Raw genomic sequence first — 13,004 nt, 5'->3', positions numbered from 1 at the left:
AGGTATTAGAGGATTGAATGGCTAATTACAGTACAAACGAGTTTAAAGCTGGCTTAAAAATAATGATGGATGGCGAGCCATGCAACATTTTAGAAAACGAATATGTTAAGCCGGGTAAAGGCCAAGCATTCAACCGCACCAAAATACGTAAGCTTGTTTCTGGCAAAACACTCGAAAAGACATGGCGCTCGGGCGAAACAGTAGAAGCCGCCGACGTAATGGATACCGACTTAGCATATTTGTACACTGATGGTGAATTTTGGCATTTCATGAATAACGAAACCTTTGAGCAAATAGCCGCCGACCAAAAAGCGGTAGGCGATAACGTAAAGTGGCTAGTTGAAAACGATGTTTGTACGCTTACTTTGTTCAATGGTAGCCCAATTGTGGTCACGCCACCAAACTTTGTTGAAATAGAAATTGTAGAAACTGATCCGGGCTTAAAAGGTGACACCGCAGGTACAGGCGGCAAACCGGCCACATTGTCGACGGGAGCGGTTGTGCGTGTTCCTCTATTCGTGCAAAAAGGCGAAGTGGTTAAAGTAGACACTCGCAGCGGAGAATATGCCTCGCGTGCGCAAAAATAGTCTGCTTAAATATGCCTATCAATGTAGTGTAAGCTATCAATGAATCAGTCTTGGCAGCCAAGCGCAAGCATCGAAACGCTGCGCAAACGTGCGGCGCTTTTGCATCAGATAAGAGTATTTTTTGCCCAACGCAAGGTGCTTGAAGTCGAAACCCCCGCGTTATCAAGCCACACTATTACCGACCCTTATCTTGAGGCCATGCACACTTTGCATACCCAGGTCGGTGCATTTACTTCAAGCAAGCTTTACTTACAAACATCGCCCGAATATGCAATGAAGCGTTTGTTGGCTGCCGGCAGCGGCGATATTTTTCAGTTGTGTAAAGCATTTCGCGACGACGAAGTTGGGCGCATTCATAACCCAGAATTTACTATATTGGAGTGGTATAGAATAGGGTTTTCGCTGCAGCACTTAATTGATGAAGTGGGATCTTTATTAATGGCTACATTAAAGGTCGAGGCAGTGAACCAGTCAAGCTACAGCGTATTGTTTGAGAGGCATTTAGCTTTTAACCCCTTAGAGGTAGACTTGCCCTCATTGTTTGAAATATGCGCTAAGTTAGGATTACAAGACTACGTTGGCAGTTTGCGGGCTAATTTGGCAGATGATGAAAATACACACGCAAGCGTACTGCTAAAAGACAGTATATTACAAGTTTTGTTTAGTACGCATATAGAATCACTTATTGGTATCGACTACCCCACGGTGGTGGTTGATTTTCCGGCTAGCCAAGCGTCGTTAGCAACCCTACATGAAAATGGACGAACGGCCAATCGCTTCGAGGTTTATTACAAAGGCATAGAGCTTGCCAATGGGTTTGACGAATTAACCGATGCACAAAGCCAGCATCTGCGGTTTGCACAAGATAACCAAAAACGAAGCGTCTTGGGGCTTTCTATAAAGCCTATTGATATGCATTTTATGGCAGCGCTTTTTAGTGGTTTACCGCAGTGCGCGGGCGTTGCGCTTGGCGTTGACCGCCTGCTAATGTTGGCGTTACAAAAAAACACCATAGAAGAGGTGATGAGTTTTAGTCAGCGTAACTGCTAATATTAAGCGTATAAAAACCTCAGACAAGCTGGTTTTTTGACACACGGGCTCTTTTTTGATGCCGTTTGGCTGTTTAAATAGAATTTATCTAAATGAGATAAGCATTTCAGCGATAAATTAAGGTAAAATGCCGGCCTTTCGCGACAAGACAAAGCGATAAACATTTTATAAAACCTTGGATATTTTCAGGAGACCCTATGGAGCATAAAGACATCAGTTCTCGTTCTACTTCGCAAAAAGCACTGCGTTTAAATCTTGACGACAAAAAGTACGGTACTATTGTTGAAATAGGCGCAGGGCAAGAAGTCGCTCGGCAATTTTTCTTAGCGGGTGCGGCTGCCGGTACCATAGCAAAAACCATGTCTGCCTATGACATGAAGTTTTCGGACGCTATATACGGCGTGCAAAACGATGGCCGATATGTAAGCAAAAGCCGTGTCAAAGCTATGATGGAGCAAGAACTCGACTTGGTGCTTGAAAGAGTCAAAGATGTGCGCTCAAAATCTTCACGCTATTTTGCTTATGCTGCCACAGTAGCGGCAAAAAGCTTTGGCCGTCAAAACGAGTGTCATGCGTGGTGTGGTATTCGTGTTCAAATGTATCCTGGCGCAGAGCCTTCAAATATTAAAGTACACGTGCGTATGCGCGATGACAATGCCGAAGCACAGCAGCATGCGCTTGGTATATTGGGCGTAAATTTAATTTATGCTGCCTACTATTATTTTGAGAACCCCAAAATGATGATTGATTCGCTTACCGATGGCATAGAAGCGGACAGAATTGAAATTGATTCAATCGAATTTATCGGTCCATACTTTGAAGATCTCGATAATCGCGCAATTAACCTTCATTTAATCCGCAGTTGGAAAACACGTGCCATAATGTTCAGACCCGATGGCAGCATTTGTGTGCCGGCAGAAATGTTATACAAAAAGAACGTGATTACCATTCGCGGCTCGTTCAGGCCCGTTACCAACCTCAACATAGATATGATAGAGCAGGGTAAAAAAGCCTTCTTTAAACAACAAGGCGTTACTGACGAAAACACCGTTGCTATTGCCGAAATTTCACTTAACGATGCTAAAGGTAACGACAACCACGTACCAGAAGAAGACTTAGTACAGCGCGTACAGTTGCTAAATTCTTTAGGCTACAATGTAATGATTTCAGATTACACTCGTTACTTTTCGCTGCGTGCCTACTTCCGTCAGTACACTAAAATGGAAATTGGCATTGTGGTAGGTATGAAAAACCTCAAACAAATTTTTGACGAAGATTCGTATCGTGGTGTTCCAGGTGGCATTATGGAAGGCTTGGGCAAATTATTTGAAGACGACACGCGCATGTTTATTTACCCAGAAATTAACCTAGAAAACGAGGTGCGTGACTTTTCAAACTTAAAAGTAGCTGAGCACCTGCGCTTTTTATATCGTCATTTACTAGAAAACAATTTCTTGACGGGTCTTGAAGCAAGTAATCTCGCGTTATTTGAAATTTATTCACGCGACGTTTTGAAAAGTCTAAAAGCGGGCAGAGGTGACTGGGAAGAAATGGTGCCTAAACTTGTCGCTGAAAAAATAGTTGAGCATGGTTTCTTTGGTTTTAAAAAGAAACGTGCATAGTTTTTTTATGATGTAGTTTATCTAAAATAATAATGGCGCGAGGCTTAGAAAACTTGCGTTTGAGTTCTAGCTAGCTTCTTTGAAAATAGTGTAAGTCTTCCTTTATGACTCACAACTAGCGTTTAACTTTATATGATCTTTGCTTATGAGACTGTACTGGCATTTTCCTTCTAACAGACTCTACTACAACCTTATTATATGTGGCCATTGCAAATCCTTCCCCGTGTTCAATTATGTCTAAGCATTCGCCCCAGGGTGAATAAATACAGCTATTCCCGAATGTTTGGCGTTTATCCGCATGTGTGCCTACTTGGTTTGGCGCCACAATATAACATTGATTTTCAATGCTGCGCGCTTTGAGTAAAGCATGCCAGTGAGCACTGCCTGTTTTATGGGTAAAAGCGCTTGGTACAACGATAATGTCGGGCGCCTTTTGGGTGAGTGTATAGCGACAATAGGCCGAAAACATATCGGGAAAGCGCAAGTCATAACATATGCTCTGGGCGACTTCAGCAAAGGGTGTTTTAAACAGTGATAGGTGCTCACCAGCAAGGGTATATCTAGATTCTTTATACGACTTGGTTTCATCTTCTACTTCAACATCGAATAAATGGATTTTGTTGTAGCGCGCTATACATTTTCCTGAGGGGCTATAGGCTAAACTCGCAGCGTAGTATTTATAGGGGTCGCGAGTAATGTCGGCGTCTATAATTGGGGTAGTGCCTGCTACTATATAGCATTGTAATTGTTTGGCTAGCTCACTTAGCTTAGTTTGAATATAACCACTGCCCTGTGTTTCAGCATGTTCCAGCATTCGAAGGCCGGATATACCAAAGACTGAAAAACACTCTGGAAGTACCACAAGCTTATGTTGGCTGTCATTGTTTTTATCGGCTTTTTCGCAGGCTTGTTTAACCAGCGCTTCAACTTTGTCGAGGTTATTTGCAACGTTTGCCTCGCCATTAATTTGGACACTTATTAGCGTAGTCATCTCTTAACTCCTTTGTACCTTTGCTTTATCGTTGCATAAGTACAGCGCTAAAAACACCTTCCAATATAACTAGTGAATGCGCTGTCGAGGCTACTTTTCACCCCAAATTTCTGCTAAACGCTCATCGCGACCACAGTTCCAACGATATAAATTATATCTAACAGGACTCTTTTTGTAATAATCTTGATGGTAGCTCTCTGCACCCTTTATGGGGTAAAAAATTGAAGTGGATAAAATGGGCGTCACCACTTTTTGATTAGGAAATTGCTTAACTACCTTTCGTTTTGATTGTTCAGCCAATTTTCTTTCTTGCTCATTGTCTACAAACACCGCACTTAAGTAACTAAAGCCTTTATCACAAAATTGCCCGCGTGCATCAAAGGGGTCAATGTTCACCCAAAAATGATCAAGCAAGTCTTGATAGCTAACCACGCTTGGATCGTATGTAATTTGTACGGCTTCGTAGTGCCCTGTATGGTTCCCAGAATAGGTCGGATTTTCCAAAGTACCGCCGGTGAAGCCAGAGATAACATCTGATACACCTTCAAGCTTCTCAAAGTCGGCCTCCATGCACCAAAAGCAACCGCCGGCAAACACTGCTTTTTCAGCTTTAGCATGCGTCGCGATGAACATTGAACCTAGCAGTAAAATGCTCAGTAGTTTGTATTTCATAATTTTCTCCAAAACAGCTTATAAGTTCGGACAGTAAAACTTGTGTAAAAGTTTCATAAGTGAATGCCTGAGAGCTAAGTGTAATTCAAAATCATCTGTATGTATGTGCTTAAAACGTTTCGGCTACTAGTACTATTTTATCTTTCAGTCCTTGCATGATAGAGCCTTTAATTTAAGTACTTCTAATTTCCTTGCCTACCAAGTATAACAAGCTGCTGGCAATAAAAAGTGTCAAAAAATAATGCATAAAGATAATCAAGGGATAATCAAGGGATAAATTGAACCTGAGGTCTTTATTCTCGTCATAGTTGTGTATCACAACGCTTAGGTCTTTGTACTGATCCCATAGTAGGTTTTAATGTGTAAAAGACTACATACTTTATTGTGAAGTAGAGACTTAACGCACATACATTTCTTTTGAAGCTTCAAACACAACAGCGGATTCCGCAAACAAGGTGATTAGCATGAATCGTCAAATATTCTACTCAGTAATAGTCTTAATTATTGGCTTTATAAGTCTTACAGCCATGACCGAGGCTAAAACGCCTGACTGGCAGTCCTTCCAAAAGCCTAGCGATGAAGAACTACGAGAGCAGCTAAGCGATATCCAATATAAAGTGACTCAAAAAGACGCCACTGAGCGAGCTTTCTCGAATCCATACTGGGATGAAAAGCGTGAAGGTATTTACGTTGACATCGTTTCTGGCGAGCCTTTATTTTTATCTACCGACAAATACAAATCAGGTACAGGATGGCCAAGCTTTATTCGGCCTATCAGCCCTGATGCCGTAATTGAAAAAGACGATCGCACTTGGTTTGGAATGTTGCGTATTGAAATTCGCAGTGCAATTGCAGATTCTCATTCCGGCCATGTGTTTAACGATGGTCCCGCGCCCACTGGGCTGCGCTATTGTATGAACTCAGCCTCGCTGCGATTCATACCCAAGGCACAGATGACTGATGCTGGTTATGGTCAATATCTTGAGCGAGTTGGAGCACCTATAAGCTAGAGAGGTGGGTCAAAACTAAGGGTTTGGATTGCGCAGCACCATTAAGCGAATTTCAGTCATATCTTCAATGGCATAGCGGATCCCTTCACGGCCTAAGCCCGACTCTTTAACGCCGCCATAGGGCATGTTGTCTACTCGCCAACTGGGTACATCACCTATTATTACGCCGCCAACTTCTAATTGATTCCACGCTTGATGCGCTTTGTAAATGTCGCGCGTAAAAATGCCCGCTTGTAGGCCATACTTGCTGTTGTCGACTTCTTTCAAGGCTTCGTCAAAATCAGAAAAGCGGCTAATAACTGATACTGGACCGAAAGCTTCTTCGCTGTTTACGTCGCAGTCGGTGGGTACATTTTCAAGTATAGTGGCGGTGAGCATTGCGCCATCGCGTTTGCCACCGCACAGTAAGTTAGCGCCTTTTTCTACCGCTTTGTTAATCCATTGTTCTAAGCGTTTAGCTTCCGACTCGGCAATCATCGGGCCAATAAAAGTGTTTTCTTTGAGCGGATCGCCGTGGACTAAGTTTTTGACTTTTTCTACGTAGGCTTCTTTGAAATCCTCATATATATCGCTGTGCACAATTATGCGCTGCACACTTATGCAGCTTTGGCCGCTTTGATAATACGCCCCAAATACAATGCGCTCTACGGCGTCTTTTAGGTCGGTGTCGCGATCAACGACGCAGGCTGCATTGCCGCCTAATTCTAATATTACCGATTTTTTACCGGCTTTTGCTTTGAGTGCCCAGCCAACTTCGGGTGAACCGGTAAAGCTTAACAGCTTGAAGCGCTCGTCGGTGGTGAATAAGTCTGCGCCGTCGCGGCTGCATGGTAATATTGAGAATGAACCCTCAGGCAAATCGGTTTCTGCTAATACTTCGCCTATAATGATGGCGCCTAAAGGCGTTCTGCTAGCAGGTTTTAATACAAAAGCACAGCCTGCTGCAATGGCCGGTGCTACTTTATGCGCGGCTAAATTCAAAGGGAAGTTAAACGGTGATATAAAAGAACATGGACCTATAGGCACACGTTTTGTCATACCGGTGTACCCACGAGCGCGTTCGGTAATTTCTAGCTCAATAACTTCGCCAGAAATACGAACCGATTCTTCTGCAGCAATTTTGAAGGTGTCGATTAGGCGCGTTACTTCGCCTTTTGCATCCTTAATGGGCTTGCCTGCTTCAATACACAGTGCGTAGGCCAGTTCGTCAAAGCGTTCTTTAAAGCGCATTACGCAGTGTTCAAGTATTTGCTGGCGTTTATAAGCTGGCATTTTGTTAAGGGCAGGCTGCGCGGCTTTTGCACCAGCAATTGCTTTGTCTATAACGCTGGCGTCGGCAAGGGCAACTCTGGTAGCCACTTCTTGCGTATATTTATTGGTGACTTCTAAGTCGGTGTTGGCAAACACCGCTTTGTTAGCCAAAAAGTATGGGTATTTAGCTGCTAGTTTCATAGTTTATTCCTTTTATTTTATACAAGCACAACAGGCAGCCTTAAAGTTTGCTGCTAAGTGTGCGAATAGTTTTATTTAAGGTTTCATCATTTAGGCTGTAGTCTACCGGCACATCTATTAAATGCACGCCGGGCTGGGCTAAACAGGCTTCAATTTGGCCTTGTAAATCTGCAGCTGCTTCTATGCGCCAGCCTTTGCCGCCGTAGCTCTCTATATATTTGACAAAGTCGGGGTTACCGTAGTCAAGACCATAGTTGCCAAAGCCCATATCGCTTTGTTTCCATTTAATCATGCCGTAGGCGTCGTCGCGTAATATAATAATGACAATGTGAAGGCCTAAACGCACCGCGGTTTCTACCTCTTGGCTGTTCATCATAAAACCGCCGTCGCCGCATACGGTAATGACGCAGCGGTTTGGGTAAACTAGCTTTGCGGCCATGGCTGAAGGTAAGCCGGCTCCCATGGTGGCTAGTGCGTTGTCTAATAACAAAGTGTTACGAAGTGCGGCAGGGTAGTTTCGTGCAAACCAAATTTTGTATATGCCGTTGTCTAAAGTCACTATGCCGTCTTTTGGCATGGCACTGCGCACCGCTTTAACCGCGCGCTCGGGTAAAATTGGAAAGCGGTCGTCGTTTTCTGCGACATTTCGGTGTTCAATATAAGCTTTGTTGACGTCGCTGTAAAAATCGAGTTCCCATTTGCACTGTGTGTCTATGGCTTGGTTTATTTGCCAAATGCTGTTGGCAATATCGCCTACCACCTCTAACTGGGGAAAATAAACAGGATCAACCGCAGCCGTTTCAAAATTCACGTGAATAACCTTTTTGCCATTATTTTCCATAAAGAAAGGGGGCTTTTCTACCACATCATGGCCCACGTTAATAATGAGATCGGCACGGCTAATAACACGATGCACAAAGTCACCCGAGGACAGCGCGGTGTTGCCCATGAATTTTTCGTCGGTTTCGTCTAACACGCCTTTACCCATTTGCGTGGTAATGAAGGGAATACCAGTATTGTTAACGAATTCGCGTAGCATTTTAGAGGTGAGCTTTCTATTTGCGCCAGCCCCTATAACGAGTACTGGCGATTTAGCCGCTTCAATCATATCTATAGCCGCTTTTATAGCTTTGTATTCAGCAATTGGCCTGCGTACCACACTGGGCGTGAGAAGAGTTGCGTTGGTTTCTTCGGCGGCAATATCTTCGGGTAATTCAATATGTACTGCGCCTGGGCGCTCTTCGCTGGCTAGTCTAAATGCTTCGCGTACAATAGAGGGGATGCGATCGCCACTTACCACTTGGGTGGTATACTTAGTAATAGGGCGCATCATATCAACTACATCAATGACCTGAAAGCGGCCTTGCTTACTGGTTTTAATGGGTTTTTGGCCGGTGATCATTAGTATTGGCATAGCGCCAAGCTGTGCGTAGGCGGCGGGAGTCACTAAGTTAGTTGCTCCGGGGCCTAAGGTTGCCAAACACACGCCAACTTTACCAGTTAAGCGCCCGTAAGTAGCGGCCATGAAGCCAGCGCCTTGTTCATGACGTGTAAGAATAAGTTTAATAGATGAATGACGTAATGATTCCAGTAAATCTAAATTTTCTTCACCCGGAATACCGAAAATATATTCTACCCCTTCGGCTTCTAATGCTTTTACCATAAGGTCTGATGCTTTCATGTAAGTCCCCTTGTTATTGAATTACTTTGGGTTACCGGCATATCGTGCTGTTTCGTTTTATTATCCGTGGTTCATAATTTCATGTATGTAGATATGCACTGATCCGTAGACTTTTTAAATGCTTAGCAAGGTAGTTGATAAGTAGCAAATTTAAAAACTACACTTTCGCAAGGGGTCATTATAGCATTCTTGTCTAAATAACGAAAATAGCTAATATATGACCAAGATAGACCTCAACGTTCAAGCTAAAATTTCCTTTTTGACTAAACACGGCAAGCAAAACACGCTGGCGCCTATTCTGGTGTCGGCATTTAATACGGTGCTGGTGCATACCGACAAGTTTGATACCGATACATTAGGCACCTTTGACCAAACCATAGCCCGCACACTAAATCCGATAGAATGCGCTCTTAAAAAAGCATATTTAGCCTGCAAACTTAGCGGCTGCGAGCAGGGTATCGGCAGTGAGGGCAGTTTTAGTTCATTAATGGGCATGGGTGTTATTGACGAGGAGTTTTTGGCCTTTGTAGATATTAAGCGCAATATCGAAATCCTATCGCTTATTTACCGTGTGAGCTTTGCGGCCAAGCGACAACAAAAATAGTGTCGCCCACTGAGCTGTGCAATCACTGCGGCTTTAGTGGGCCTGAAAAAAGCGCTCCGCTAAATGTGAGCGCGTTTTATTGTGGCTACTGTAACCCTTAAATATTATGCTTTTAAGCCTAGTCAAAAACTGGTTCAGGCATAATAATCGCACGCTTTAATACTACGTTTTCAACCGGCGTGTCGGGAAAGCCAATTTCAGGGTTCACGCGGGTGTCTACTAAGGAAATTGCATCAAGCACTTCTTTACCTTCTATTACCGAACCAAATACGGTGTAGCCCCATCTGCGGCCAGGATCTAAATTGTCGTTGTCTTTCATGTTGAAAAAGAACTGACGTTTAGCCGAATGCGGGTCGCTCATGCGGGCCATTGCGATGCTATATGCTTCGTTTTTGAGTCCGTTGCCCGACTCGTTAATAATTTTATAATTCGACTTACGTTCTGTAAAGTCAGTTGTATACGCGCCGCCTTGCACTATGTAGCCGGCAATTATGCGATGAAATAGTGTGTTGTCGTACTCTTCTTCTTTCACGTAGGTCAAGAAGTTATTAACGGTCACGGGCGCTTTAGCACGTGAAAGCTCAATGACAATGTCGCCCATGCTGGTCTCAAACTTTACCTGCGGGAAAAAGTTATCTTGTTGCACGGCTGCGCCAATGGGGCTTTCCGTTTTAGGCGTTTCACGCGCTTGAGAATGCGCTACAAATGAAGTGGTGACTACCAATATGCTAATTATGCATAGTCGAAAAGTGCTCATAAAAACCTTCCTTTACTTAACTAATGATAGTGCCTCACCAGCTGACACCCTATTTTTAATACGAGGCTCAAAATAGACTATTGATACAGTAATTTCTTTTATCGGATTGAAGTATCAAGAGCGATCGACAACACTCAAGGGTACAATCAGATAATCACAGGCTGACTTTGTTCGTCTTATGCTCTTGCGCGTTGTTTAATAGCGCTAAGCACTACGAATTTAGCATCACTGGCAATAATCTCACAGGCGCCAAAAAGCTTTTTTAGTTTAGCACGGTGATCAAGATGGCGATTGCCCACAATTCTAAGTTCACCACCTACTTTTAGTGCCTTTTTTGCATCAGTGAACATCTGCCATGCAATGTCGTCAATGATCGTGTTTTGCTGATGAAAAGGAGGGTTGCATAAAATAAGATCAACGCCCTTAAGATTACCCGAGCTATCTTCACTGTGATTGATAAATTCATCTAAACAATGCCCGACTAAAAACTCTGCGCGTGCTTTTAGTCGTTCATCTACTGTACTATTGTTAAGACTTACTTTAGCTGATTCTATCGCCATAAACGATTCGTCTATGTAAATCATTTTGGGTGCATTAGCCGCATTTTGTAACAGTAAGCTAGTGCCCAAAATACCGTTGCCGCAGCCTAGATCAATTACTACTTGATTAGCTCTGGTAATACTAGGCAGCACTTTTAGCATATACCTTGCGCCAATATCTACCTGATCCCGGCAAAATACGTTAGGATAATTATGCAGCGTAAGGTCAATTTCTTTGTCTTGTACTTCGTGTATGCAGTGCGGGTTCAATGATAAAGTTTGAGCGACGTTGCCACCATTGTCGGTTTTTACAGCACATTCAGCAAATATTAAGCGTGCTTTTTTGCGCGCTAACGAGGTAGTGGTATTGCCCATGTGGGCGTTAAATATGTTCATCACCGAAGAAGTCACCAGCTTAACCATCGCGCCGCCTATCACTATTGGCGATTGGCCCGTATTGCTCGCAGTTCCGAGCGTTTGGCTAAGTGTAAAAAGTAAGTAGTCAAGATATGACAATGTGCGAGGCACTTTCAACAGCACTAGGTCAACACTTTTACCCGCCAGTTCGCTAAGCATTAGGCTACTGTGCATCGTCACGTTATTCTTATCCAAGTTACTGCCTTTTAAATTTTGCGCAATAGCACGCATAGACATGTACGAGTCGGTGTATACGCTAATATTAGCCTGTGGCGAGAGTTTTGCCATTGCACAAGTAAGGGCACCAAAGCTATCATTTACAATAACAATATGCGCCAGCTCGATAAGGTTTATCGTATCGGCGACATGATCGATAATATATTCGTCGGCCGCGTCCCATGCGCGCAAGGACTTGTCAAACGGGTTGTTTGGGAAACGTTTTAAAGAAAAGGTGTTGGCTTGAATATGGAGCTGAGTATTGTTCATAGTAGTTTCATAATAATGTTATTGCAGCATGTGGTGCGCTTTATCCTTAAATAGTAGCGCAGTGTTAGGCATGTTTACAGCAACTTATTGTGTACTTGAATATAAAATGCAGTCCGTATACCTAAGGTGTGTTTCAACTTGTGGCAGCAGAACTGAATACTGACGTCTTAACACTGGTGTTTATTCGTGTTTACTCGTCTTTGTTGGCTTACTCATGGTAATATAGTGGGAGTTTGACCATCTTTATACAGATTGGTATTGATACGAAATTTTTGAAATGAATATTAGATGAGCAACCAAAGCTAACAATAATGAACAAACAAAAAATCCCACTTATTAACGCATCTGACCCCTCGCAAGAAGAGGCGGTGTTCATCCTAGCGATGGAAAATGCGCATGTGGAGTATTACCCTAACTGGCTAAGTCATAAGCATGCTAAAAGCTTAATGGACTACTTCATTGCGCAGCTTCAGTGGCAGCAGCCTAGTATCACCCTTTATGGACAACAGCGACTTATTCCTCGGCTGCAAGCTTGGTACGGCGATCCTGACAGCCAATATGAATATTCCAGATTAGTTATGCAGCCACTGCCGTGGGACATACGATTGGCTAAATTAAAGCAGGCATGTGAGCAAAAATGTAGGGCACGCTTCAATTCAGTCCTGGCGAACTATTATCGCCATGGTAGAGACAGTATGGGCATGCATGCAGATAACGAGCCTGAACTTGGCGCGCAGCCAATTATTGCCTCGGTCAGTTTAGGGCAAACACGGCGTTTTACGTTTAAAAATATACACACCAAAGAAACCTACAAAATAGGTCTTGAACATGGCTCGTTGCTTGTTATGAAGGGCGACACGCAGCAGCATTGGCACCATGGAATGAATAAAAGTCGCACGCAAACCGGCCCAAGGCTTAACTTTACGTTTAGACATGTTACGCAAAAAAAATAATTGTTGGGTAAATCGTTGGCTGACGAATGTCGAGTCAAAAATCAGCTTTACTAAGGTATTTACCCACATAACCATAGCGCATTTATAGGGTCTATAGCGCTGTTTATATGCCGACATAGCAATAGAACAGAGCCGGTAATTATGGCTTTGAACATCGGCGCCGAACCATAATCCATTTTCAAA

The 13,004-nt window shown here is 43.4% G+C and carries 12 protein-coding genes; 6 read left to right on the top strand and 6 right to left on the bottom strand.

Features of this window, described 5'->3' with window-relative positions; genetic code table 11:
• Positions 1-17: 17 nt before the first annotated feature.
• The 3 genes from efp (at position 18) to GPUN_RS11940 (ending at position 3,259) form a co-directional block, all read left to right on the top strand.
• Entirely contained in the window at positions 18-587 is a 570-nt protein-coding gene (gene efp / locus GPUN_RS11950; protein ID WP_006007117.1) for an elongation factor P, read from the top strand.
• Positions 588-626: 39 nt separating this feature from the next.
• Positions 627-1,637, top strand: coding sequence for an elongation factor P--(R)-beta-lysine ligase (gene epmA / locus GPUN_RS11945; protein ID WP_006007114.1), 1,011 nt, complete (start codon positions 627-629; stop codon positions 1,635-1,637).
• A gap of 197 nt (positions 1,638-1,834) precedes the next feature.
• Positions 1,835-3,259 (top strand): hypothetical protein, encoded by a 1,425-nt coding sequence (locus GPUN_RS11940; RefSeq protein ID WP_006007112.1) that lies wholly within the window; start codon positions 1,835-1,837, stop codon positions 3,257-3,259.
• Between the two features lie 115 nt (positions 3,260-3,374).
• On the opposite strand, the gene GPUN_RS11935 is transcribed toward GPUN_RS11940, so the two are convergent.
• Complete coding sequence (locus GPUN_RS11935; protein WP_006007110.1) at positions 3,375-4,250, bottom strand: carbon-nitrogen hydrolase family protein; 876 nt, start codon at positions 4,248-4,250, stop codon at positions 3,375-3,377.
• A gap of 90 nt (positions 4,251-4,340) precedes the next feature.
• Entirely contained in the window at positions 4,341-4,922 is a 582-nt protein-coding gene (msrA, locus tag GPUN_RS11930) for a peptide-methionine (S)-S-oxide reductase MsrA (RefSeq protein WP_006007108.1), read from the bottom strand.
• Between the two features lie 464 nt (positions 4,923-5,386).
• Here msrA and msrB point away from each other — a divergent pair, with 464 nt between their 5' ends.
• A complete protein-coding gene (gene msrB, locus GPUN_RS11925) occupies positions 5,387-5,932 on the top strand; it encodes a peptide-methionine (R)-S-oxide reductase MsrB (protein ID WP_006007106.1) in 546 nt (181 codons plus the stop codon).
• Between the two features lie 15 nt (positions 5,933-5,947).
• Here msrB and GPUN_RS11920 read toward each other — a convergent pair whose 3' ends face one another.
• Together GPUN_RS11920 and GPUN_RS11915 are read right to left on the bottom strand one after the other, a co-directional pair.
• Positions 5,948-7,384 carry an aldehyde dehydrogenase family protein gene (locus GPUN_RS11920; RefSeq protein ID WP_006007105.1) on the bottom strand — a complete coding sequence of 479 codons (1,437 nt, stop codon included), beginning with the start codon at positions 7,382-7,384 and terminating at the stop codon, positions 5,948-5,950.
• 40 nt (positions 7,385-7,424) lie between these two features.
• On the bottom strand, positions 7,425-9,065 hold the full coding sequence (locus GPUN_RS11915) for an acetolactate synthase large subunit (protein ID WP_006007102.1): 1,641 nt from the start codon (positions 9,063-9,065) through the stop codon (positions 7,425-7,427).
• A gap of 217 nt (positions 9,066-9,282) precedes the next feature.
• Here GPUN_RS11915 and GPUN_RS11910 point away from each other — a divergent pair, with 217 nt between their 5' ends.
• Complete coding sequence (locus GPUN_RS11910) at positions 9,283-9,669, top strand: hypothetical protein (protein WP_006007100.1); 387 nt, start codon at positions 9,283-9,285, stop codon at positions 9,667-9,669.
• Between the two features lie 118 nt (positions 9,670-9,787).
• Here GPUN_RS11910 and GPUN_RS11905 read toward each other — a convergent pair whose 3' ends face one another.
• Both GPUN_RS11905 and GPUN_RS11900 read right to left on the bottom strand, forming a co-directional pair.
• A complete protein-coding gene (locus GPUN_RS11905; protein ID WP_006007098.1) occupies positions 9,788-10,426 on the bottom strand; it encodes a peptidylprolyl isomerase in 639 nt (212 codons plus the stop codon).
• Positions 10,427-10,602: 176 nt separating this feature from the next.
• Positions 10,603-11,868 (bottom strand): methyltransferase, encoded by a 1,266-nt coding sequence (locus tag GPUN_RS11900; protein WP_006007096.1) that lies wholly within the window; start codon positions 11,866-11,868, stop codon positions 10,603-10,605.
• A gap of 311 nt (positions 11,869-12,179) precedes the next feature.
• Between GPUN_RS11900 and GPUN_RS11895 the strand changes: the two genes are divergently transcribed.
• Positions 12,180-12,821: an alpha-ketoglutarate-dependent dioxygenase AlkB family protein gene (locus GPUN_RS11895; RefSeq protein WP_006007094.1), complete on the top strand. Its 642-nt coding sequence runs from the start codon at positions 12,180-12,182 to the stop codon at positions 12,819-12,821.
• Positions 12,822-13,004 lie beyond the last annotated feature (183 nt).

Origin of the sequence: Glaciecola punicea ACAM 611 (assembly GCF_000252165.1) — a bacterium.
Taxonomy (GTDB): domain Bacteria; phylum Pseudomonadota; class Gammaproteobacteria; order Enterobacterales; family Alteromonadaceae; genus Glaciecola; species Glaciecola punicea.
The sequence above is the reverse complement of the archived record's forward strand: the minus strand, read 5'-3'. Positions and strand labels throughout refer to the sequence as shown.